Origin of the sequence: Marinobacter sp. LV10MA510-1 (assembly GCF_002563885.1) — a bacterium.
In the GTDB taxonomy this organism is placed as follows: Bacteria; Pseudomonadota; Gammaproteobacteria; order Pseudomonadales; family Oleiphilaceae; genus Marinobacter.
The window spans coordinates 3,012,602-3,036,491 of record NZ_PDJA01000001.1 but is presented as its reverse complement, the minus strand read 5'-3'; the positions used below and the strand labels follow the sequence as shown (position 1 = coordinate 3,036,491).

At 55.6% G+C, this 23,890-nt stretch carries 19 protein-coding genes and 1 pseudogene; 13 read left to right on the top strand and 7 right to left on the bottom strand.

The window, feature by feature from the left end:
• Window positions 1–142: 142 nt before the first annotated feature.
• A complete protein-coding gene (locus ATI45_RS14550) occupies window positions 143–691 on the bottom strand; it encodes a hypothetical protein (RefSeq protein WP_098420243.1) in 549 nt (182 codons plus the stop codon).
• A 79-nt stretch (window positions 692–770) separates the two neighbouring features.
• Here ATI45_RS14550 and queC point away from each other — a divergent pair, with 79 nt between their 5' ends.
• On the top strand, window positions 771–1,439 hold the full coding sequence (gene queC, locus ATI45_RS14545; RefSeq protein ID WP_098420241.1) for a 7-cyano-7-deazaguanine synthase QueC: 669 nt from the start codon (window positions 771–773) through the stop codon (window positions 1,437–1,439).
• Window positions 1,439–2,095 carry a 7-carboxy-7-deazaguanine synthase gene (queE, locus tag ATI45_RS14540; RefSeq protein ID WP_098420239.1) on the top strand — a complete coding sequence of 219 codons (657 nt, stop codon included), beginning with the start codon at window positions 1,439–1,441 and terminating at the stop codon, window positions 2,093–2,095. The genes queC and queE overlap by 1 nt, the downstream gene beginning before the upstream one ends.
• Window positions 2,096–2,104: 9 nt before the next feature.
• Here queE and ATI45_RS14535 read toward each other — a convergent pair whose 3' ends face one another.
• Together ATI45_RS14535 and ATI45_RS14530 are read right to left on the bottom strand one after the other, a co-directional pair.
• Window positions 2,105–3,874 (bottom strand): ExeM/NucH family extracellular endonuclease, encoded by a 1,770-nt coding sequence (locus ATI45_RS14535; protein ID WP_228735989.1) that lies wholly within the window; start codon window positions 3,872–3,874, stop codon window positions 2,105–2,107.
• Window positions 3,875–3,895: 21 nt separating this feature from the next.
• On the bottom strand, window positions 3,896–4,798 hold the full coding sequence (locus ATI45_RS14530; RefSeq protein WP_098420237.1) for a helix-turn-helix transcriptional regulator: 903 nt from the start codon (window positions 4,796–4,798) through the stop codon (window positions 3,896–3,898).
• Between the two features lie 283 nt (window positions 4,799–5,081).
• Between ATI45_RS14530 and ATI45_RS14525 the strand changes: the two genes are divergently transcribed.
• The 4 genes and pseudogenes from ATI45_RS14525 to ATI45_RS14510 all read left to right on the top strand — a co-directional run bounded on the left by ATI45_RS14525 (window position 5,082) and on the right by ATI45_RS14510 (window position 8,611).
• Window positions 5,082–6,407, top strand: a complete 1,326-nt coding sequence (locus ATI45_RS14525; protein WP_098420235.1) for an MFS transporter — start codon at window positions 5,082–5,084, stop codon at window positions 6,405–6,407.
• Between the two features lie 175 nt (window positions 6,408–6,582).
• On the top strand, window positions 6,583–7,008 hold the full coding sequence (locus ATI45_RS14520) for a MarR family transcriptional regulator (RefSeq protein WP_098420234.1): 426 nt from the start codon (window positions 6,583–6,585) through the stop codon (window positions 7,006–7,008).
• Window positions 7,009–7,170: 162 nt separating this feature from the next.
• Window positions 7,171–7,362 (top strand): annotated as a pseudogene (locus ATI45_RS14515) (MFS transporter); the annotation flags it as partial.
• A gap of 238 nt (window positions 7,363–7,600) precedes the next feature.
• Complete coding sequence (locus ATI45_RS14510) at window positions 7,601–8,611, top strand: L,D-transpeptidase family protein (RefSeq protein WP_098420232.1); 1,011 nt, start codon at window positions 7,601–7,603, stop codon at window positions 8,609–8,611.
• A gap of 97 nt (window positions 8,612–8,708) precedes the next feature.
• On the opposite strand, the gene ATI45_RS14505 is transcribed toward ATI45_RS14510, so the two are convergent.
• The 3 genes from ATI45_RS14505 to ATI45_RS14495 all read right to left on the bottom strand — a co-directional run bounded on the left by ATI45_RS14505 (window position 8,709) and on the right by ATI45_RS14495 (window position 11,667).
• Window positions 8,709–8,990, bottom strand: a complete 282-nt coding sequence (locus tag ATI45_RS14505; protein WP_098420230.1) for an Lpp/OprI family alanine-zipper lipoprotein — start codon at window positions 8,988–8,990, stop codon at window positions 8,709–8,711.
• Window positions 8,991–9,271: 281 nt separating this feature from the next.
• A complete protein-coding gene (locus tag ATI45_RS14500) occupies window positions 9,272–9,835 on the bottom strand; it encodes a L,D-transpeptidase family protein (protein ID WP_098420229.1) in 564 nt (187 codons plus the stop codon).
• 65 nt (window positions 9,836–9,900) lie between these two features.
• Window positions 9,901–11,667, bottom strand: coding sequence for a potassium/proton antiporter (locus ATI45_RS14495; protein WP_098420227.1), 1,767 nt, complete (start codon window positions 11,665–11,667; stop codon window positions 9,901–9,903).
• Window positions 11,668–12,034: 367 nt separating this feature from the next.
• On the opposite strand from ATI45_RS14495, the gene ATI45_RS14490 reads away from it, so the two are divergent.
• Complete coding sequence (locus ATI45_RS14490) at window positions 12,035–13,699, top strand: OFA family MFS transporter (protein WP_098420225.1); 1,665 nt, start codon at window positions 12,035–12,037, stop codon at window positions 13,697–13,699.
• 24 nt (window positions 13,700–13,723) lie between these two features.
• Here ATI45_RS14490 and ATI45_RS14485 read toward each other — a convergent pair whose 3' ends face one another.
• Window positions 13,724–14,800 carry a substrate-binding domain-containing protein gene (locus tag ATI45_RS14485; protein ID WP_098420223.1) on the bottom strand — a complete coding sequence of 359 codons (1,077 nt, stop codon included), beginning with the start codon at window positions 14,798–14,800 and terminating at the stop codon, window positions 13,724–13,726.
• Window positions 14,801–14,901: 101 nt separating this feature from the next.
• On the opposite strand from ATI45_RS14485, the gene ATI45_RS14480 reads away from it, so the two are divergent.
• The 6 genes from ATI45_RS14480 to ATI45_RS14455 all read left to right on the top strand — a co-directional run bounded on the left by ATI45_RS14480 (window position 14,902) and on the right by ATI45_RS14455 (window position 23,869).
• A complete protein-coding gene (locus ATI45_RS14480) occupies window positions 14,902–15,432 on the top strand; it encodes a formate dehydrogenase subunit gamma (protein WP_228735988.1) in 531 nt (176 codons plus the stop codon).
• Between the two features lie 17 nt (window positions 15,433–15,449).
• Window positions 15,450–17,009 carry a formate dehydrogenase beta subunit gene (locus ATI45_RS14475; RefSeq protein WP_098420219.1) on the top strand — a complete coding sequence of 520 codons (1,560 nt, stop codon included), beginning with the start codon at window positions 15,450–15,452 and terminating at the stop codon, window positions 17,007–17,009.
• A 1-nt stretch (window position 17,010) separates the two neighbouring features.
• On the top strand, window positions 17,011–19,932 hold the full coding sequence (gene fdhF, locus ATI45_RS14470) for a formate dehydrogenase subunit alpha (RefSeq protein WP_098420217.1): 2,922 nt from the start codon (window positions 17,011–17,013) through the stop codon (window positions 19,930–19,932).
• Complete coding sequence (gene fdhD / locus ATI45_RS14465) at window positions 19,913–20,785, top strand: formate dehydrogenase accessory sulfurtransferase FdhD (protein ID WP_228706049.1); 873 nt, start codon at window positions 19,913–19,915, stop codon at window positions 20,783–20,785. Before fdhF ends, fdhD begins: the two co-directional genes overlap by 20 nt.
• Window positions 20,782–21,009, top strand: a complete 228-nt coding sequence (locus ATI45_RS14460) for a formate dehydrogenase subunit delta (RefSeq protein ID WP_098420213.1) — start codon at window positions 20,782–20,784, stop codon at window positions 21,007–21,009. The genes fdhD and ATI45_RS14460 overlap by 4 nt, the downstream gene beginning before the upstream one ends.
• 514 nt (window positions 21,010–21,523) lie before the next feature.
• A complete protein-coding gene (locus tag ATI45_RS14455) occupies window positions 21,524–23,869 on the top strand; it encodes an EAL domain-containing protein (RefSeq protein WP_098420211.1) in 2,346 nt (781 codons plus the stop codon).
• Window positions 23,870–23,890 lie beyond the last annotated feature (21 nt).

Sequence of the window (23,890 nt, the reverse complement as noted above, 5' to 3'; positions counted from 1 at the left end):
CCTTACAGACGACACTCTGGCCCGCGATCATAATTAGCTTAGTCATGTTTTTACGTTGTGCTATCCACCATGCCGTTTATCGGGTATTGGGCGGATCTCTCCTTTTATACGCAGCCTTAGGGCTGCGTTTTTTTTTGGAGTGTTAGCGGCTAAGCCGTTGCCAGGTGTGCGATAGAATCAGGGCATCGTTTTCGGCCCGGTGCACCGGCAAACCCAGTTCGCTGATAACGTGTTGGCGGGCATCGGGCCACAGCTTAACCTGCCGCCTGTTGAGTAGCACCGACACGGATTCCAGCTGAAACTCCGGTTCTATGGCGGCCGCGCGAAATAACCGGTGCAGCCAGAAACTATCGAAGGTGAAGGCATCACAGAACACCTGTTCCGGCAGCAAGCGATTTAGCGCACGCGCTACGGTTACCACATCTTCGCCGTTCTGGGTCAGTTCATCGCGTTCAATACCGTGAATTTGCTCTGCGCTCTCTGACCAGTCCAGCCAGGACTCACAGGGTTTTATCAGCCAGCTATGCAGGTATTTACCGTTAAGGCACAGGCCAGCCTCAATAGGATAGCTTGAGATAAGATCAAGGCTGGACGCTTCGAAATCAATAAAGGCCGGAATCTGGTTACTTATAACGTCACCTGTTATAGCTGGGATGCATTTAAAAACGAGTTTACCTTGCCGCCGGTGCATGTGCGAACCCAAACTGCCGGCACGCTGTTACAATAAAGCACATCAAAGCACATCGACCGCCCACCTAACGGACGCCTGAATGACTGACACCGTGGTTGTAATTTATTCCGGAGGCATGGACTCCTTCACTTTATTGCACAAGGCACGTGCTGACGGCTTGAACGTTCATGCCATATCTTTCAACTACGGCCAGCGCCATGTGCGCGAACTGGACTGTGCCCGAGAGGTTTGTCAGCAGCTGGGCGTACCACACAAGGTGATTGATATTCGCGCCATGAGCGACGTGATGGCAGGCTCCGCGCTAACGTCTGAAACTATTAACGTGCCCGAGGGGGATTACCAGGAAGATTCTATGAAATCTACCGTGGTGCCCAATCGCAATATGATCTTGCTGGCATTGGCCACCGGCTATGCCGTCACCGTAGAAGCCAGCGCAGTCTGGTTCGGTGCCCATGGTGGCGACCACGCGATTTACCCGGATTGCCGTCCCGAGTTTGTGGAAAAAATGGACGCCGTGTGCAAAGTTGCGAACTACCAGCCGGTAGCAGTGGAGGCTCCGTTCATGCGCTTCACCAAAGCAGACATTCTAGCCCTCGGTTTACAGCTGAACCTGGATTACAGCCATACCTGGACCTGTTACAACGGCCGTAGCAAAGCCTGTGGCCGTTGCAGTTCCTGTGTCGAACGCCTGCAGGCGTTTGCCGAGCATCAGCAGCAAGACCCCATTGCCTACGAGGCGCACCATTGATGTACCGGGTCAAAGAAGCCTTTTATACCTTGCAGGGCGAAGGTGCCCAGGCTGGTCGAGCAGCGGTTTTTTGCCGCTTCAGTAAATGCAATTTGTGGACCGGCCGGGAAAAAGACCGTGCCACCGCGGTGTGTGATTTTTGTGACACCGACTTTGTGGGTACCGACGGCCAGAATGGCGGCGTTTTTGCTACGCCTGAGGCCTTGGCCGCGCACATTGCGGGGTTGTGGCCTGCAGCACCCGGCAAGCCCTATGTGGTGTGCACCGGCGGCGAGCCGCTGCTGCAGCTAGATGCTCCATTGATTAATGCCCTGCACCAGGCCGGATTTGAAATTGGCGTAGAAACCAATGGCACCTTGCCGGCGCCCGCCGGCATTGACTGGCTGTGCGTGAGCCCCAAAGCCAATGCCCCAGTGGTCATTGAACGCTGCAACGAGCTCAAGTTGGTGTACCCGCAGCAAAAGGCCCTGCCCGAGCGCTTTTTGCACATACAGGCCGAGCATTTCTTTTTATCGCCCATGGCGTCTCCGTCAGTGCCGGAAACCAGCACGGATGTAATCAAGCAGAGTAATACCCGTAAAGCGACCGATTATTGCCTGGCGAATCCACGCTGGCGCCTGACGTTGCAGATGCACAAAATTATCGGTATCGATTGATCGCGGGCTTTACAGCTTTATATCGGTAATCAACGGGTTGTGATCGGAAGAACGCCACGGTTGCGGGCTTGAATGGCTGCGGTAATCCGTTATTCGAGGCTGATCTGCGTTGATATTCCAGACCCTTGCCGACAGCACCCGCGGTTTTAACGCCGCGGATGCCAAGGCGTGATCCAGAGACCCCCGAGCCCCTTTAAAGCGATAGCTGTAATGTTCACAGCGCACCGGTGTGCATGGGTGGAAGTGGGCGACCATGCTGGTGTAACCGGCGCGGGCCAGTTCGCTGATGGGCTGCTCTTTGCTGTAGCTGTTGAAATCGCCGGTGATCAGGGTGCCTGCCGAGACGTTACTTCTGTCTAGCTGACCCAGTTGCTGATGCAGTGCGTTTGCCTGTTTTACCCTCACCGCGTTGAAGCAACCCTGGCCATCGTTCTGTTGGGCGTTTTCTCCACGGGCGTTACGGCAAGATTTTGATTTCAGATGTACGCTCACCAACCTGAACGGAAGGCCTCCGCTTTTCAGTACAAAACGCTGGGTTAGCGCGGGGCGGCCGCCAGCAGACAGATACTGTGCTGGCCCAAGCGCCTTCACCCGATCTTCGCGGTACAGCAAACCGTTGCGGATGGCGTCTTTTTGCGCAGCCGGGTTAACTGGTGCAATGAAACGCCATTGCGGTCCAAGGCTGGCGGCTAGCTGGGCGATGGCGCTGTGACTGCCGTAGCCATCGTTTTCCAGTTCAGACAGCGCCAGCAGATCGGCACCGGCCTGATTCAGGCCCGCGCTTAAACGTTGCAGCTGGCGCTGGTACTGGGCCAGTGTTTTTGCCCCGCGTTTGGTTGGAAAACCCTGGCCGCGGCCATCACCGTTGAACAGGTTGTTCAGGTTCAGGGTCATAACCCGCAGATTCGAGCCGGTTGGCTTTGCCGGGGCCGGCTCGGGTAGCGACGGAGGTTCCAGGCTGGGCACCTGATCGGGTTGAAGGCGCCAGGCGCCGTAGCGGTAGTCCAACACGCCGGTCAGGCCGTGAACCTGGGTGCCGGCCACCAGACTGGAAGCGGCTGAACCCGGCTGTGTGGCGTTGTAGGCTGGCAGCCAGTTCAGTGAGGGCGGGTTGCGTCGAGCGTGGCCATCATCGAGAACCAGTGTGTTCATGGAAGTCAGCCTGGCGTGGCGCAGGGCAGCTGTTCCGGGAGCCATGAACTCGGTAGATATCAAGGGGTCTTTGGCTGCCAACGATACGTTACCAAAGCGCGTTAGCTGATGGCTGTCGGTAATCTTGAGCGGGCCGTTAATGCGGACGCGCATGTTTTCCAGGCTTTCAGGCGCCCTTGTCCAAGGCAAAGACACCTCCACCGGAGCTGGGAGTGCCTGGGTGCCGCACACCTGTAAATCACTTACCGCCACCAGCTCTGTCAGCCCATAGTGTTCCTTAACCTTACCGGTAACGCGCAGCCGTTGGCCCGAGCTGCCCCCTTTATGACGGGTATATACAAACAGTGCGGAAGAGCGAGTAGAGTCCGCAGGCGTATTCGCCTGCTGCAGGTAAAACCCGGAAAAGCCGCCGGCCTGGCGTGAGTCCTGGGTTAATACGCCTTCAACGGTAACGGTTTGACCCACCAGCGCCGAGGTGTCTGTATTACCTTGAACCTCAGTAATGACTGTTGCAGATTGGCCACAGGAACTCGCTGCTGCCAGCGCTGGGAGTACCAACACCGAACAGCAGAGTAAGCGGATGAGAATCGATCCGGAAGGTGTGATCACGCCCGGAACGTATGACACATTCGAGCGCTTAACTTAACCTTAACCACAGGCGGCGATGGTTTTAAGTGCCTGCTCGCGTTTGCTACCAAAGCCCAGACTGTCCGGGTTGATCAGTTCCAGCTGTTGCACCAGTGGGTCAGGGTGCTGGGTGTTTACGGTGATGCCCAGCTGCGCCAGAACATAGGGCGCCAGTGCCGCGCGGCTTGTTACCGTCAATTTGCCGTATTGCATGTCGTAATCGTTGGCAATAATAAGCTGCTGCGGCGGGGACAGGCGCTGGTCCGGCGCCACTTCTAATGTAACCTCACGGTTCCAGTCGTCGTCTTGGGAAACGCCGTGGCGAACTTTCTGGCGTAGCAGTTCAGGAACGCTGCGTAGACGGCTGATGGCAAAGTCGCGGAATTCGCGATTGGCATCACACCAGGCGCGAACATGCCATTGATTGCCTGCGCACACCATCGTATGCGGTTCCAATACGCTGTGAACCGCTTCCGGGCGACTGAGAGACACGTAGCTTGCCCGCAGTTGTCGGCCGCCGCGAATAGCGCTGACCACGGCGCGCATGGTGGCTGGGTCAATCACCCGTCCGGGGCTTGAAACCGAATGGCTGCCGGGTAGCCGAACTTCCAGCGAGGCAAACACACTGCTGAGCTGTTGCTGGCTGGCCACCAGATCTTGGTATTCGCTGATTTCGCCGCGGGTAACCACCGGCTTGAAATTGCTGGCTGGCACGTAGCCTTTCAAGTGGCGGTCGTATTCCAAATTACCAGGCGCTAATTCACGCAGGTAGGTGTTAATGTCTTTGGATGCTTGCTGGCGGCCAATGCCGAAACTGTAACAAATGTGGTTGGTTGTCAGCCGACCTTCCCACAACGCAACGGCTTCAATCAGGCGGTATCGAACCAACAAATCCCAACGGATGGGCCATTCTGTTTTTTTCATAACGATGAACTCATCAATTGTGCGTAAGTTTATTATGGTACATTTTCGCAATCATGTGATCTGTTACGGCGCATTAATGTAAAAAATTGTAAAATCCCGTCTCCTCGCTGGCTAAAACACCAGGTAACACCTAGTAACAGCGGCAAGTGCCTAGTGCATTGGCGATGTTGCTGCTGGTTTAATGGCGGCGCTCGAAAAGCTTTGCAGTTTTACCGGAAAACACCTGTTGCTGCGATCACCAACATCACAATCTGTCTTCACCTGGTAATTCCGGAGTTCCGCCATGACCCGAATGGTCGCCTCATTATTTGCGCTGCTTTTTAGCATTGTGCTTTTGAACGGCGGAAACGCGTTTTTGATGACGTTGCTGGGTGTTCGCCTGAGCATTGAGGGTGTTGCGCCGGATACCATTGGTACGGTTTTGGTGTGCTACTCCATCGGCTTTGTACTGGGCACTTTGTTTGTGCAAAAAGTGGTATCGCGGGTAGGGCATATTCGGGCCTTTGCGGTGTTTGCGACCATCGCCGCGGTGGCATCGTTGCTGTATCCCATGGCCGTTGACATGGTTTTCTGGGCAATTTTGCGAGCGGTTTCGGGGTTCAGTATGGCTGGCGTTCTGGTGGTCATCGAAAGCTGGTTTTCCAGCCGCGCGACCAACGCCAATCGCAGTACCCTGTTTGCGGTGTATCAGGTGGTGTATTTGCTGGCGGCTGTTGGTGGCCAGTTATTGATCAATGTGGGCAATCCCGCAGATTACGTGCCTTACTCCCTGGCTGCGATTTTGTTAGTGCTGGCCCTGGTGCCCCTGGCAATGACGCGAATGGAGGCGCCAGAAATTGCGCCTTCACCGAGACTCTCGGTGTTTACTTTGGCGCGCGAGTCGTTCACCGGCGTAGCCGGAGCCGTGATGGCCGGCATACTGATTGGCAGTTTTTATGCATTGGGGCCGGTTTACGCCACCCTGGTGGGTCTGGATGTAAGCCAGACCGCCAACTTCATGGCCAGCGCTATTCTTGCCGCCATGCTTCTGGCCTGGCCGATTGGGATTTTGTGCGATCGCTTTGACCGCCGTCGAATCATGTTCTGGATATCGGTACTGGCGGCCATTGCTGCGCTGGTGGTCAGTATGTTGGGTAGCCATCAGTTACTGGCACTAACGCTGGCGGTGGCTGTATTTACAGGCCTGTCTGCAAGCATCTATCCGGTAGCCGTGGCGATCACCAATGACCGTATGGAAAGTTCTCGCATTGTTGCCGCCAGTGCTACGTTGCTGCTTAGTTATGGCATTGGCAGCGTTATCGGACCTGTAGTGCTGTCTAAACTGATACAGCTTTTGGGCCCACAGGGCCTGTTTTATGGCTATGCCGCTGCGCTGACTGTGCTGGCCGCGGCGACCAGTTATCGCATTACTCACACCGAGGACATCCGGGTGGAGGATCAGGAACACTTTGTGCCGGCTATGCCCGAAACGTCTATGGTTTTGGCCGAAATGGATCCCCGCAACGCGGAGTTTACCGATTCGCCAGAGGTCGTAGTGGATGCGGCAAACGGCGAACCGGATGAAAGCTCAATAGCCAAAGATAGCCTCCAGAATGCGCCTGCCCGCTAAAAAGGCGGGCGCTGCGGTTTCCCTGCTTTCAAATATTGCTTACTATTGCAAACTTGTATTTAAGCGCATGGTTAGCATGCTATTATCGAATTTTTCATAAAGTAAGGTTCTGGCATTGTTAGCTCTGCGGCTTTCATGACGCTGGCGGCTTGCCAAAACCTAGGAGCAATCACCGATGAGAGAGCAGTTCCCGTTTACCATTGCACGTGTTACCCGGCGCTGGCGCAAGATGCTGGACGAACGGTTGAAAGATCTGGGCGTTACCCAGGCGCGGTGGAGCACCATGTTCTATTTAAAGTCTGGTGGCGAAGGTTTAACCCAGCGCGAACTGGCCAGTTTAATGGCCATTGAAAATCCGACGCTGGTGCGCCTGTTAGACAGCCTGGAAGGCCAGCAGTTGATTGAACGCCGCCCTTGCCCGAACGACCGCCGCGCCCGCCGCCTGCATCTGACCGACGGTGGCCGTGTGTTTATGGACGAGATGACCACTCGCGCAGATCGCCTGCGTGACGAAATGCTGGAAGGCGTCAGCGAAAAAGACATCGAAGTGACGCTGCGGGTTTTTGGAACGATTCTGGAAAACGCGCACAAGCAAAGGTAAACGGTGGCTGACAATTCGGTAGCGGGGCTGCAACAGCGCTACGGCGAGCATTGGCGCTGGCTCGCCGTCGCCACGGTTATGGCAGGGGTTGCTACTGCTCGGCGCCGCCAATGGTTTATCGCTCAGGCCGCATTGGGTTCCAGCGCCACCGAGGCCGGTCTGTTAATGCTACCGGCACTGTCGATGGGTGCGCTCAATCCTTTGGCACCGGAGGAGCTGGGCGCAGGGTCCAGCACTATCAGTTTTACCCGACAGCTTGGCGGGGCCTTTGGTGTCAACATGGTCGCATTGGCAATCGAACACAGTGATCATCAAAACGGGATGCCTACGGTAGAAGCGTTTCAGTTTGCCTAGGGGCTGTTGACGGTATTTTTGGCATTGGCGATTATTCCAGTGTGGAAAATGCGCATCTGAAAGCGCCGGTATTGATTGCCTTCTGCAGCCAAGCGCCAGTAATCTACTTGTTCTGCCGCCGGGCTCCCTTTGTGGCCTGTGCGTAATGGAACTCCTGGCTGGGTCCAGGGTCTGAACTTTGTCTATTTTTGTCTATTTTTGTCTATTTTTGTCTATTTTTGTCTTTGAGTAGAATTGTATGGGTGTGAAAATGCGTTTATTGACACTGTTGCTGAGTGCAGCCTTTGCGCCTTTGCTGCTGGCCCAAGGCGCAGCCAAACCTCTTCCGGCTGATAAAACAGCAAGAGTGGCTACCTACAGTATTCAGGGCGATGTGGCCGGGCAGTTGAGTGTGTTTAAAACCCGCTACGAAGACACCTTTGCAGATATAGGTATCGCTGAGGCTCTGGGCTATCTGGAGCTGGTGAAAGCCAACCCTGGAGTAGATCCGTGGTTGCCCGGCGAAGGCACCAGCATTACTCTGCCCAGGCACTATGTTATGCCGGATGCGAAGCGCGAAGGTATTGTGATCAACCTGGCGGAATATCGCCTTTATTACTTTACCGACAGCGGCGTTCAGGTTTACCCGGTGGGCGTTGGTACCGAAGAAAACCCATCACCGTTAACCAACGCTCAGGTGACCATGGCGCTTACTTCACCAGCCTGGTATCCGCCTGAGAGTATTCGTGCCGAGCACGCCGCTGTTGGCGATTTCCTGCCGCGCATGATTCCGCCGGGGCCAGATAACCCGTTGGGTAGCCATGCGCTTATGCTGAGTGAGCAAGGTTATTTGATTCATGGCACCAATAAAAAATTCGGTGTTGGCATGGCGGTCAGCCACGGTTGTTTTCGCATGTATAACGAAGACATTTCGCGTTTTGCTTATCAGATTACAAAGGGCACACCGGTACAAATAGTACGCCAATCGGTGAAAGTAGGTGTTGCCAATGGTCAGGTGTGGCTGGAAGTGCATCGACCCCAGGAAGATTACTCGGCAGCGGATCGCAACAAGCTTTGGCTGGCTACTGTGGAACAATTGGAACGTCTGGCTATTGCTCACCCGGAAGTGGAAGTACGGCGCAGGGCGATTGAGATTGCAGTTGATCAGGCAAGCGGTTTGCCTATGGTGATTGGTGAGAAAATCACATCGGTGGCGAAAGGTGAGTCTGTAAAGGCCCCAGAAAATGCTGGGCAACAGCTGTATTTTTAAGCGCAGGTGCCAGAGAGCGCCCAAGCGTGGTTGCTTCAGATACAAAATTAAGACACAAAAAAAGCCGGAGTTACCGGCCTTTTTTATAGTGCAAAGCTTACTTCTTGCTGGCTTGGTCAAGCATGCGCTTGGCGCGCTCGTTGGCTTCGTCAGCAGATTTTTGAGCAGCATTGGCAGCAGCCAGAGCTTGCTCAGCTGTCTGCTTGGCAGAGCGGGCAGAGCTGGCGGCGCTGTTGGCGGTGTTCATTGCATTTTCAGCTGTTTGCTCAGCTGAATTAGCTGTAGCGTTGGCTTCGCTCATAGCGGCGTCATCAGTAGTGGCACAGCCTGCAGTCAAAGCAGCTGCCAGTGCAAGCCCAGCGATCGTCAGTTTACGCATTGTAAATCCCCTTATTAGTCGTTGTATTTCCCGAAGTCCGATAATCAATATAGCTGACATCCCGCCAACTTGCCTCCTGCCAATACAGGTCTGATAAGCGATTGACCACCGAAGCTATCGACAGTGTAAATCACTCTGCCACCAAATGTTAACTAAGCGTAGGTAAATGTCCGAAGCTTATGACAACAACGTAATCTTACACCGCGTTTCATATCAGAAAATTATTCTAATGCCGGCACTTAGCTGACTTTCTAGCAAGGGCCTCCTTTCTAGCAGGGGCCTCATGGCAGGATTTCAATCGGGGTGCCGTCGCTTACCAGTTGCCAGATTTCGTCAATCTCTTGATTGTTGACGGCAATGCAGCCGTCCGTCCAGTCAAGCCCGAAAAAAGCAAAGGCAAAATCGTCTTCGGTGCCGTTAGGCAGGCCGTGAATCATGATGCTACCGCCTGGGTTCAGGCCCCAGTTTTCGGCCATTTCACGGTCTTTGGCGCTGGGGTAGGAAATGTGAATAGACTTATAAAATGAACTGCCGGCGTTGCGCCAGTCCAGGGAGTATTCGCCTTCGGGGGTGCGGCTGTCGCCCTCGTAAAGCTTGTGGCCCTGGGGGTTGTCGCCCAGTGAAATGCGATATTGGCGGATAACCTGCTCGCCACTGAGTAACTGCAGTGAACGCTCGCCTTTTTGCACCAGTACTTTGGTAATGGACGGCAGTTGGCCGGTGTCTGACGAATGCGGAAATGGAAGACGGGTGTCTGCTCGCGCCAGCAAATCCGAAGCCAGAGCTTGGGGCGTGAGTAAAGTCAGCAGCAGTGAACATAAAACAAACAATCGACCCAGACTCATAAAACCGACTTACCAATGATTAATGTTAATTTAGAATGTTTATATCATGACTGAAGGTGCAGTTGTTAATGGGTTTTGTCATCTTCGGTGTTGTTATGTTTTGCCTCGGCTGCGTTTTGCTGGGCGTCCATTTTCAGGCCCACCTTGGCAACGGTGTCGCCGTTCATTGAACGCACCACCAGCGTAACCGGCCCCAGAGCAACCAGGTCGCCAATAACCGGGCGGCCCTTGGTCCGTTGGGCAAAGCATTCAGCGAGTGACAAGTCGGGCGGCAGCTCATCAAATTCAATGCCGTAAACCTGCTCTACATCGCCCAGCAGAGCGTCGCCGTTCAGCACAAAGTCGCCAAAGAACGCACGTTCGGCCAAGTGGCCGGGCGTGTAGGCCCCGCTGAGTGATTTGTTCAGTTCCGGTAAAACGCCTGGCGTGGCAAATACGGCGATAATGTCGCCCTGAATCACTTCAAGATCGGCTTGTGATTGCAGGCACAATCGGTTTCGGAATACGCCGGCCACCGCCGTGTTATCTGGAAACTTGAGCTGGTCCAGGCGACGCGGTAGCTCCCAGTTTTTGCCCCGCAATGGAAACAGCATTAATTCATGATCGCCGGCGCCCGGGGCGTCCAGAGGAAAGCGACGAAACGGCGCGTTGTCGGCGGGTACTTCCAGCTTTAGCCAGCGCGCCAAAGGCGCCATGGTGGTGCCCTGAACCAGCAATGACACCAGCACGATAAAGAAGGCGGCGTGGAACACCAGTTGCGCGTCTGGCAGGCCGGCAATAATGGGAAACAGTGCCAGCACAATAGGCACCGCACCGCGCAGGCCTACCCAGCTGATAAACCCCAGCTCACGGCGATTGAAACCAAATGGCCAGAGTGTGGCTAATACGGTGAGCGGCCGAATCACGAAAATGAGTGCCAGCGCCAATATCAGGCCTCCGCCCGCCAGGGGCAGTAACTCGGAAGGGGTGACCAAAAGCCCGAGCATAAGGAACAGGCACAGCTGCGCCAGCCACGCCAGACCGTCGTGCACCTGCAGAATCATCGGCATCATGCGTACCGGCCGGTTACCAATGACCACACCGGTCAGGTAAATCGCCAAAAACCCACTGCCACCCAAAGCGTTGGTGGCTGAAAATACCGCGATACCACCGGCGGCTACCAGCAGTGGGTAAAGCGGCGGCGCCAGGCGCATCCGATTGGCCAACGCGACGACGGCGACGCCACCGATTAATCCGGCAATGCTGCCAATACCAAACTGTTCCACCAGTAACAGCAAGGCGGGGCCAACGTTGTTCTCACCTGCGTTGCCAATCAGCGTGACCATCAACAACGTCAGGAAAATGGCCATGGGGTCGTTGCTGCCAGACTCGATTTCCAACGTGGCGCTGACACGCTCGTTAAGATGAATGCCGCTGCCTTGCAGCATAGAGAACACCACCGCAGCGTCGGTAGACGAGATAATGGCGCCGACCAGTAGCGCCAGCATCCAGTGCAAATCAAACACCCACCAGGCGACTACGGCTGCGCCGACAGCGGTTAGAAAAACACCGAGGGTAGCCAATACCAAAGCGGGGCGCAGGCCAACACGGAAGGTTTCAGCACGGGTGCGCATACCACCGTCTAACAGAATCACGCCCAGGGCCAGATTGGCGATCAGAAACGCCAGCTGGTAATCATCAAAACGAATGCCGCCTGGCCCGTCTTCGCCCATCATCATGCCGACCACCAAAAAAATCAGCAGCACCGGCATGCCCACCCGGCTAGACAGCGGGCTTAAAACAATGCTGATCACCAGCATCAGGGCACCCACCAGGGTGAGCATCGGGTCCATCACAACTCCACATCAAGAATGGCAAACAAGGCCAGGCAAAAGGATCGCGTTGGCCTGCTGTAAGTCTGCCCATAGCCGGCACGGTTAACAAGCAGAGTTGAAACGGGTTACGCCGGGTTACGCCGGGTTTGTCGCTGGCGTTGTTTTTGGGCGTTACAGGGCGGTTGCCGATAGGTTTAAATAGGCATAAAAATTCATAGGTTAAATACCTATTTGTTGTTTGACTATCTAAAGAATCACATCAATACTCCGCCTCGCTTGTTTGTCAGTCAGTAATATATGTTTCCGTGTGCATATGTCAGTGCTGGGCGATCAATTTTAATCTGTGAAAAATAACAAAATGACAACAACAAAATAGAGGTGATTGATGGACGGCACAACACAGGACCGTTTACAAAACGGCGACGAGGCGCGCTCCAAACCCGGTTTTTTTGACCGTGAGAACACGGTTGCAGGCCCCAATTTCAATCGTTGGCTGGTGCCCACGGCGGCGCTAGCGATTCATCTTTGCATCGGCATGGCCTACGGCTTTTCGGTGTTTTGGCTGCCCATGGCCAATTTGGTGACGACTGCAGACCCGGTGGCCTGCGCCGATATCGGCATACTTCAGGCCATGACAACCACGTCCTGCAACTGGGCCGTCAGCCATGTGACTTACACCTTCGGTATTTTTATAGCCATGCTGGGCATTTCAGCCGCGGTGTGGGGCGCCTGGCTGGAACACGCCGGCCCGCGTAAAGCCGGCGCCATCGCTGCGGTATGCTGGGGTGGAGGTATGATTCTGGGTGGCGTGGGTGTGATGACCCATCAACTGTGGCTGTTGTATCTGGGCTGCGGTGTGCTGGGTGGTATTGGCCAGGGTTTGGGTTACATCACCCCGGTGTCTACGTTGATTAAATGGTTCCCCGACCGCCGCGGCATGGCGACCGGCTTTGCGATTATGGGTTACGGCGGCGGTGCCATGGTGGGCGCCCCGCTGGCGGTTTGGCTGATGGGCTACTTTTCGGCGGATGGTGGCAAAGGCGTGGCCAGCACGTTAATGGTGATGGGCGTTATCTACTTTTTTGTGATGATGGCCGGCGCTCTGGGCTTCCGCGTGCCACCCAATGGTTGGAAGCCAACGGGTTGGGAATCACCCCAGGGTAAACAGGCCAATGCCATGATCACTCATGGCCACGTACACCTGAGCAAAGCCTGGAAAACCCATCAGTTCTGGATGATCTGGAGCGTGCTGTTTCTGAACGTAACAGCGGGTATTGCGGTGATTTCCATGGCCAGCCCCATGCTGCAGGATGTTTTCGGCGGCGCTCTTGTGGGCATTAAGGATTCTGCAGTGGCGCTCACTGCCGCTCAGAAAACCGCCGTTGTAGCAGCCGCTGCCGGGCTGGTTGGCCTGATCAGTCTGTTCAACAGCGTTGGTCGCCTGTTCTGGGCGTCGCTGTCTGACAAGCTCGGCCGCAAAAACACCTATCTCGTCTTTTTTGTGCTCGGCATTGCCATGTACTGCCTGTTGCCCACCTGGGGACACCTGGGTATGGCGGGCATGTTCGTTATTTCCATTTGCGTGATCCTGAGTATGTATGGCGGTGGTTTCGCCACGGTACCCGCGTATCTGGCCGATATTTTCGGCACTCAGATGGTGGGTGCGATTCATGGCCGGCTGTTAACCGCCTGGACGGCAGCAGGGCTTATTGGGCCGGTGATTATCGCGTTGATCCGCGAGGTGCAACTGGAGGCGGGAATAGAGCCAGCTTTGGTGTACGACCGCACGCTGTACATTATGGCGGGGCTGTTGGTGGTGGGTCTGATCTGTAACAGCCTGATCAAGCCGGTAGACCATTCACTGCACATGACCGACGAAGAGCTGGAAGGCGAGCGTAGGTTGCAGCGCGACAGCGGTGTGTCGTCTCACGCCCAAACCGCCGCTCGTGGAGCTTTCGGGATTACCGGTGTGCTGGCCTGGATGGCGGTAGGTATACCGTTCCTGATCGGCTTGTACATTGCTCTGGCTAAAGCGGCAGCGTTGTTTTAACGAGCAGGGTCGGCCGGTTCCAGGCTATTGGTCGGAAGCGATCAGCTCGTCGAACCCCGTAATCTGGCCGGGTTGGTCGAGCTGATAGCCTGGAACGCTATGGATGCGCTCAAGCAGTTCGGGCGCACGAAGTAGCTCTATCAGGTGGTCAAGCGTGCTTTGCGGCAGGTGTTCTGGGCGATAGATCAGCAAATAGTGCTCGCAGGCCAGTTCCAAAAAGTCCAGGCCGAACTGTTCGGCCGCGGCCTGCACGCCAAAGCCCACATCGGCCATGCCGGAGGCCACAAACGCCGCCACGGCGGTGTGGGTGAATTCCTGCTGGCCACTGCGGTTAATGCTGTTTGCATCCAGCCCCTGCTGCTCTAACAGCAGATTGAACAGGATACGGGTACCGGAATGCAGGTCGCGGCTGATAAAGCGCAACCCGGATTGGCTGAAGTCTTTCAGGCTGCGCACCTGCGAATGTTCGCCTTTGCGCAGCATCAGGCCTTCGCGCCGGGTCACAAAACGAATCAGTCGATGGCTGCCGTCGCTGAGTAAATCCCGGTAGTGGCTCAAAATTTGGCGAGCCAACTGCGGACAAGTAGACAGGTGAAAGCTGGCGATGTCGCATTCATCGCGATTGAGCGCCGAAATCGCTTCTGCAGGATTACGGTATTGAAGGTTGATGTTCAGCTGGTCTGCCACTTCAGGCAACAGCGCCACCGCATAACCGTGGCTGGCGTGCAGGCGCAGTGTTGGTTTTGTGTTGGCCAGCAGTTGCTGAATCTGGTCATTCAGTTCGGCCGTCATGCTGTCTATTTGCGGCCCTAGGCGCGCGCCGACCCTATGCTCTGCCCACAGCAGTTTTTCGCCCAGGGGCGACAGCTGGGAGCCTTGGCCTTTACGCATGATGACCAGTGGTAAGCCAATAATATGGCTGCCACGGTTAAGCAGGTTCCAGGCGTGGCGGTAAGAAATACCCGCGCTTGCTGCCGCTGCGGTGAGTTTACCGGTGTCGCGGATGCCTTTCAGCAGGCGAAACAGAACCGGCTCAAACAGTTCGCCGTTAGCGGTGCTAAAAATCCAGGCGGGTGAGATGTTCAATTTTTTGTTATGCACTTTTATTCATATTCCGTAGGTTGGGGCAGAGTGCTAGTTTAGGCACTATTGAGCGATCCACTACTGTACCAAAATAAAAACAGGTAGGAACAATTATGCATATGTCAGAGACAGCCGACCCAAAGGCGGCGGTTATGTCCACGCCTGTTGCCGGCGATTGGAACCCTGATGTTATTCGTCAGGAAGTCGCAGCCCTTCAGCACAAGCCCGGTGCGCTTCTACCCATATTGCACGCCATACAAGACCGCGTTGGTTATGTGCCGGAAGGTGCTGTACCCATTATTGCGGAAATGTTGCAGCAGACCCGCGCCGACATTCACGGTGTTATCACTTTTTACCACCATTTCCGCACTCACCCGTCCGGCAGCAATCTGCTGGAGGTGTGCCGTGCCGAAGCCTGCCAAGCTCGCGGTGGGCGCGCTCTTGAGCGTCATGTTCAGGAATGCCTGAGTGTGGGCTATCACGATACCACCGCCGACAACGAGTTCACTCTTGTGCCTGTGTATTGCCTGGGCAACTGCGCCTGCGGCCCGTCTATCCGTGTGAACAATGACATTATCGGCCGCGTAACGCCGCAGAAATTCGACCAGTTGGTAGACGCCCTCACAACGTCTGTTCTTCAGCTAAAATAAAGGCAGGAGCAAACTCCATGACAACAACAATTTATGTGCCGTGCGATACCACCGCCCTGTCTTTGGGCGCAGACCGCGTAGCACAGAAGCTTCAACAGGCGGCAGCTCAAAAAAATATTGAGCTTCATCTGGTGCGCAACGGCTCCCGTGGACTGTTCTGGCTGGAACCTCTGGTGGAAGTGCAAACTCCCTATGGCCGCGTGGCTTATGGCCCGGTGGAACCGGAACAGGTGGATGAGCTGGTGGCCTCCGGTTTGTTTGACGGTAACCCCGAACACCCGCTGTTTCTGGGCGATATTTCCCAGCACTCTTATTTGCAGCAACAACAGCGCCTGACCTTCGCCCGCATTGGCATTACCGACCCGATTTGTATTGAAGACTATATTGCCCACGGCGGTTTTGCCGGCCTGAAAAAAGCAGCTGCGCTGACCACTCAGGGCATTGTGGATGAAGTAAAAGCGTCTGGCCTGCGCGGCCGTGGCGGCGCCGCTTTCCCGGCCGGCATAAAATGGCAGACCGTGCTGGACGAGCCCCAAAACCAGCAGAAATACGTGGTGTGCAACGCCGATGAAGGCGATTCCGGCACCTTCGCCGACCGTCTGGTAATGGAGTGCGACCCCTACATGCTGATAGAAGGCATGACCATTGCCGGCTTGGCGGTCGGTGCCACTCTGGGCTTCATTTACGTCCGCTCGGAATACCTGCTGTCGCAAAAAATGCTGGATGAAGCCATCCGCAGGGCCGAGGTGCTCGGATATTTGGGCGACAACGTCTGCGGTAACGGCCGCAGCTTCTGTCTGGAAGTTCGCTTGGGCGCCGGCGCGTATATTTGCGGCGAAGAAACCTCGCTGCTGGAGAGCCTGGAAGGCAAGCGTGGGCTGGTTCGCTCCAAACCGCCACTGCCTGCCATAAAAGGTCTTTTTGGCCAGCCTACGGTGGTGAACAACGTGCTGTCTCTGGCGGCCGTGCCCTACATCATGGCTCACGGTGGCAAAGCCTACGCAGACTACGGCATGGGCCGCTCCCTGGGCACTTTGCCCATTCAGCTGGCGGGCAACATCAAGCACGGAGGCCTGATTGAGCTCGCCTTTGGTGCAAGCTTGCGCAAAGTGCTGGAAGATTTTGGTGGTGGCACTTTTACCGGCCGGCCGATGAGAGCTGTTCAGGTTGGCGGCCCGTTAATGGCGTATTTGCCGGAAAGTCAGTGGGATACGCCCATGGATTACGAAGCTTTCGCCAAATTGGGCGCAGGCATTGGCCACGGCGGTGTAGTGGCGTTTGACGACACAGTGGATATGGGCGAGCAGGCCCGTTTTGCCATGGAGTTCTGTGCCGTTGAATCCTGTGGCAAGTGCACGCCTTGCCGAATTGGCTCAGTGCGCGGCGTCGAAGTGATTGACCGCATCCGTGCCGGTACCAACCGTGATGACAACTTGGTGTTGCTGCAAGAACTGTGCGAAACCATGGTAGACGGCTCGCTGTGTGCCATGGGCGGTATGACGCCCTTCCCGGTACAAAGCGTGATGAAACACTTTCCCGAAGACTTGATGGCCAACCCGCGCCCAGTGGAGGCATGACATGTTGCACTATTACGATCCAGGCACCCAAAATTACGAAGCCGGCAAGAGCGTCCTGAATCCCGATTTTGATTTCGGTACCCCGGCAAGGGTCTCCGAAACCTTGGTGTCGGTGTCTATCGACGGGCGCGAAATTGCCGTACCGGAGGGCACCTCGGTGCTGAGGGCGGCGGCTCTTGCGGGTATCAACATTCCCAAGCTGTGCGCCTCTGACAACCTGGAACCTTTTGGCTCTTGCCGCCTGTGTGCGGTAGAAATCGAAGGTCGCCGTGGCTATCCGGCTTCCTGCACCACGCCGGTGTCTGAGGGCATGGATGTGACCACCCAGACCGGAAAGCTGGCAAAATTGCGCCGCAATATCATGGAGCTGTACATCTCTGACCACCCGCTGGACTGCCTGACCTGCCCGGCTAATGGCGACTGCGAGTTGCAGGATGTGGCCGGCACGGTGGGCCTGCGGGAAGTGCGTTACGGTTTTGATGGCAAAAACCATCTGGACGCAGAAATTGACGATTCAAACCCGTATTTCAGTTTCGACGCCAGCAAATGCATCGTGTGTTCACGCTGCGTGCGCGCCTGTGAAGAAGTACAGGGCACGTTTGCGCTGACCATCGAAGGCCGCGGCTTTGATTCTATAGTCTCTGCCAGCCAGAACGATCCGTTTATGGATTCCGAATGCGTGTCCTGCGGTGCCTGCGTGCAGGCCTGCCCTACGTCTACGCTGATGGAAAAGAGCGTGATCGAGGCCGGCCAACCCACCCACAGCGTGATCACCACCTGCGCCTATTGCGGCGTGGGTTGCTCGTTCAAAGCCGAAATGAAAGGTGAAGAGGTGGTGCGCATGGTGCCCTATAAAGGCGGCGAGGCGAACCACGGCCACTCTTGCGTAAAAGGCCGCTTTGCCTTTGGCTACGCCACTCACAAAGATCGCATCAAAGAACCAATGATTCGCGAATCCATCAACGACCCGTGGCAAGTGGTGTCCTGGGACGAAGCACTGGCGTTCTCCGCCAAAAAGCTTAAGGGCATTCAGGCCGAGTTCGGCCGTGAAAGCATTGGCGGCATTACCTCTTCACGCTGCACCAACGAAGAAACCTATCTGGTGCAAAAACTGGTGCGGGCGGCGTTCGGCAACAACAACACCGACACCTGCGCGCGAGTGTGCCATTCCCCCACCGGTTACGGTTTAAAAACCACGTTGGGCGAATCCGCCGGTACTCAGACGTTTGATTCAGTAATGAAAGCCGACGCCATCGTGGTGATTGGTGCCAACCCCACCGACGCCCACCCGGTGTTTGGTTCGCTGATGCGCCGGCGCTTGCGCCAGGGCGCCAAGCTGGTGGTGATTGACCCCCGCCGCATCGACGTTTTGAAAACACCTCACGCGGATGAAGGTCTGCACTTACCGCTGCGCCCCGGCACTAACGTGGCCATGGTAAACGCTATGGCCCATGTGGTGATAACCGAGGGCCTGGAAGACAAAGATTTTATAAACAGCCGTTGCGATACGGAGGCCTACAACGCCTGGCGCACCTTTATTGCCGAGGAGCGCAACTCACCGGAAGCCATGGAAGAAGTCACCGGCGTACCGGCCGCCAAGGTTCGGGAAGCGGCGCGAATTTACGCCGAAGCCGAAAATGGCGCGATTTATTACGGACTGGGCGTTACCGAGCATAGCCAGGGCTCCACCATGGTGATGGGTATCGCCAACCTGGCGCTGGCCACCGGCAATATCGGCCGCGAAGGCGGCGGTGTGAACCCGCTGCGGGGCCAGAACAACGTGCAGGGCTCTTGCGATATGGGGTCTTTCCCCCACGAATTGCCGGGCTATCAGCACGTCAGCGACCCGGAAGTGCGCGAACGCTTTAAGGCGGTGTGGGGTGTGGAGATCGATCACGAGCCCGGGCTGCGTATTCCCAACATGTTTGACGCCGCCATCGCCGGTACCTTTAAAGCGCTGTACGTGCAGGGTGAAGACATCGCCCAGTCAGACCCCAACACCCATCACGTGGAAGCAGCGCTGAAAGCCCTGGATTGCCTGATCGTGCAGGATATTTTCCTGAACGAAACGGCCAAGTTTGCTCACGTTTTGTTACCGGGTTCCACCTTCCTGGAGAAGAACGGCACCTTTACCAACGCCGAGCGCCGTATCAACCGCGTGCGCAAAGTGATGGAGCCGATTGCCGGCATGGAAGACTGGGAAGTTACTGTAGCGCTGTCGAACGCCCTGGGCTATCCGATGAATTACAGCCATCCGTCTGAAATAATGGACGAAATCGCCTCGCTGACGCCGTCATTCACCGGCGTGAATTACGACAAGCTGGAACGGCTGGGCAGCATTCAGTGGCCGTGTAACGACGAACATCCGGATGGCACGCCCACTATGCACACTTCGGACTTTCCCATTGGCAAGGGCCGCTTTGCGGTGACCGAATACTTGGCCACCGAAGAACGTTCCAGCCGCCGCTTCCCGCTGTTGTTGACCACCGGCCGTATATTGTCGCAGTACAACGTAGGCGCACAAACCCGGCGTACCGCTAACAGCGACTGGCACGAGGAAGACCTGCTGGAACTGCACCCCAGTGATGCCGAATTGCGCGGTGTAAAAGAAGGCGACTGGCTGGGTATCAGCAGCCGCGTAGGCCACACCGTGCTGCGGGCGAAGCTTAGCACCCGCATGTTACCGGGCGTGGTCTTCACCACCTTCCACCACCCGGGCAGCGGTGCCAACGTCATCACCACAGACAACTCGGACTGGGCCACCAACTGCCCGGAATACAAGGTGACCGCCGTGCAGGTAGAAAAAGTGTCCCAGCCATCTGACTGGCAGCGTAACTTTGTCGACTTTGACAAGCGCCAGCAGGATTTTGCGAAACCGGCTAGGGAGCACTCGGGTGATGCCCATGTCAGCGCCCTCAAATAACGGATCGCCTGACGCCAAAGCCGCACTCACTGGTGAATGCCCTGCACCGGTGAGTGCGGCGATGGTGAACGTGCGCGGTGGTATTGAAAGGGCGCCAGGCCAAGACTGGGTCGCCGAAGAAGTGCCGGTGGCTATGGTGTACAACGGCGTGTCCCATGCGGTGATGATGGCGTCGCCCTGCGATCTTAAAGACTTTGCTCTGGGCTTTAGCATCAGCGAGGGCATTCTTGAAAAGCCAGAGCAACTGTTCAGCATCGAGATAAAACCCACGCAAAACGGCGTAGAAATAGACATGCACATTGCGGGTGATTGTTATGCGCGCTTGCGCGAGCAGCGCCGCAACATGGTGGGACGCACCGGTTGCGGGCTTTGTGGCACCGAATCTTTGGCCCACGTGGCGCGGGCGATTGCCCGGGTTCCGGCGCAGCCGCTACCGGCAGACGACGCGGTTCAGGCTGCGCTTCATAGCTTGAAGAATCACCAGCCATTACAGCTGCAAACCGGTGCCACCCACGGGGCGGCCTGGTGCGATAGCCGCGGGCAGATTGTTCAGGCACGAGAAGACGTTGGCCGTCATAACGCGCTGGATAAGTTGATCGGAGCTCGCCTGCGTGAGGGTGGCGATCAGGCTTTTGACAAAGGTTTCGCGTTGATCTCCAGCCGCGCCAGTTTTGAAATGGTGCAGAAAAGCGCCAGCGTTGGCATCAGCACGTTGGTGGCGGTATCCGCGCCAACGGCTCTTGCTATCCGAGAAGCCCGCGAAAGCGGCATGAACCTTATCGGCTTTGCCCGCCCGGGCCGCCACGTCATCTACACCGGAAGCGATGACACCGTTCAGGAGAATACATTGTGAGTGACCAGCAATTAACCAACCTGATCAAAATGATCGACCAAATTATTGCCAACAATTTACATCATGGTGACGACGACCAGGTGACCGACGTTGCCGCCGGCCACCTACAGAAATTTTGGGCTCGCAGCATGAAGCAGCAGGTGATCGCTTACGCCAACAGCGAAGGCGCAGAATTGTCACCGTTGGCGCAAAAAACCATCGCTAAGCTGCAGGCTGTATCTTAGATTTTCGCTGCATCACAAGCTTGTGTACGTTGCTATCCCCTTCTGCCAGCGCCAGGTTCTAGCTTGGATGTGTCATGGGGGATAAAAGAAAGTGGCTGAAAGCGCTGTTTTTCAAGAGCTTAACCTCGCGGATCGACCAGGCATAAACCGCCGATGCCCTTGTCTGGCAGCGGATCTATGGCTATGTACATAGCAAGCTAATTTATGGCGATTAATGCTGCGCGCACCAGTGAGTATGGTCGTGGCTCTGCATTGAAGGCTGCGAAATGTGCAGTCTGGCTCAGCTTACCCAAAGCTCAAACTGTGAAATTCATGGTATTGTTAATGGCACGTTGGCGCCTGCCGAGCTCGGTCAGTATCACTGTGCATGGCAAACAGTCTGTGGATAAGTGCTTAGAGCGAATACTTGATGCCGAGAACACCTCGAACGGCATATAGGGTTCAGTCGTAAATTACAGGACGGTCGATTTAGACGGCCGCAGCACTATCTACCCGGCACTATGGGAGGAAGCTTATGGATCCAGTAACTCTGGAAAAACGCCGTCTCGCTGCACTTGAGCGGCTGACGATCATGGATACAGGTTCAGAAGAACGCTTCGATCGCCTGATTAACCTGGCGCGGCGCTTCTACAGCACCCCTATTGCCTTATTTTCACTGCTGGATGAAAAGCGGCAGTGGTTCAAATCTAAACGTGGTCTGGATGTTAGCGAGACACCGCGCTGCGTCGCTTTTTGCGACCACGCCATTAAGCAGGATTCGGTGTTCGTCGTCCCGGATGCAACCAAAGATGAACGCTTTTGCAGCAACCCTCTGGTGACTGGTGAACCACACGTTCGGTTTTATGCCGGTATGCCCGTGCGGGAGCCCGGTGGGTTCAAAATGGGCACTCTGTGCATTATGGATCGTAAACCGCGTGACATTCCGGAACACGAGCTGGATGTATTAAGAACGCTCGCCAGCCTGATTGAAGATGAAGTGGAGCGCTTTTACCACGCATCGCAATATCAAAAGCAGGTTCCAGTGTCGCGGCTGAACCGTGCTATTCACCGGGCCCAGAACACTTTCCACACAGATGACGATCAGGATGCCGCGTTTGAAATTCTGTTAAGCGATCTGCTGGTGTTGACCGACAGCCAGTTCGGATTTATCGGCGAGATGCTGACCAATAGCGACAATAGCCCTTATCTACGCGTAGGCGCGATAACCGATATTTCGTGGAGCCCGGAATCAGCAGATCGCTCTCAGCAGCGTAAAACAAGGGGTTTGTTGTTCGAACGGCTGAATAGCCTGATCGATACATCAATGCTGTCAGACGACGTGTTGATAAGTGACGGGTTTGAAAGCGATAGCCAGGCTGGGGAATTGCCAACCGGCCACCCGCAGATTACCCGTTATATGGGCGTTCCCATATTTTCCGGTGATAACCGTGTTGGTCTGGTGGGGCTTGCCAACCGCCCGGAGGGGTACACCAATAAATTGGCCACCGAGCTTGAGCCGCTGTTGCAGACGGTGGGCCAGTTGATTGAGCGTAAACGCATGTACAAGGAGCGGCAGGAACACCAGAAAGGTCTTGAACAGGCAGCAAATTTCGATCCTCTGACGGGTTTGCCCAATCGCAGGCGGTTAACCGAACTGTTCGAACAGGAGCTGACGCTCGCGGACCAACGCCAAGGCGCCCTGTCCATTTGTTTTATTGACCTGGACTGTTTTAAAGAGATAAATGACAACTACGGTCACTCAGTAGGCGATGCGGTTTTGAAAACCGTTGCTGCGCGGCTTCAGCACGTTCTTCGCGAGTGCGACATTATCGCCCGCTTGGGGGGTGATGAATTTGTAGCCATTATCCGTGATGTCGAAAATAACGCGGTTTACGAGCGTATGCTTGAAGCGATTCGGCGCCCGATAAACCACCAGGATGTCACGCTTGATCTTGCGGCCAGTATGGGTGTTACCTTATACCCAAGGGACCAGTCCGCACCGGATCTGCTCTTGAGGCATGCTGATCAGGCTATGTACGCGGCAAAAGATGCCGGTCGCAATCGCTACAGCATTTTTGATGTCGAAACGTATGTGAGCCGGGTTGAGCAGGTGCGGGTTTTAGAGCAGACCGCCAAGGCGCTGGGCGAAAGCCAGTTTGAAATGTACCTTCAACCCAAAATTGTTCTGGTTAACCATCGGGTGGACGGCTTCGAGGCCTTGATTCGCTGGAATCACCCAGAGAAAGGATTACTTGGGCCGATCAGCTTTTTGCCACAATTGGAGCACACTGAATACGCCGCGGCGGTGGGCCGGTTTGTCATTACCGACGCGGTGGCCAAACTGCAGCAATGGAAACAGCTGGGGTTGCCTTATTCTCTGAGTATTAACCTGAGCCCGACGCATCTTCTTAGCGATGGTTTTGTAGAGGATTTGCAGGCGGCTTTGCAGGACTGCGATCCAGATGTACGCTCGCGCCTGATTATTGAACTGCTGGAAACCACGGCGTTAAACGATCCAGGAAGAATCATGGGCATTCTGTTGAAATGCCGGGATCTGGGCGTGCAAGTATCCCTTGATGATTTTGGTACCGGCTATTCCTCGCTGGACCACTTTCGCCGCCTGCCGGCGCAGGAAATCAAGATCGACCGTTCGTTTGTTAGCGACATGCTCAACAATGCGGATGATGAGATGATCGTAAAATCCATCATCAGTTTGTCAAAGAACTTCAAGCGCCGGGTAGTGGCAGAGGGCATTGAAGCCCAGGCCATGCAGGACAAACTGATCGAAATGGGTTGTGAGCAGGCTCAGGGTTTTTTCTACAGCAAACCCCTTCCTGCAATAGCTGCTCTGGCCTGGGCCGAGGCTTATCAGAAGCGTTGATCGGTTTCGTTCGTCTACACA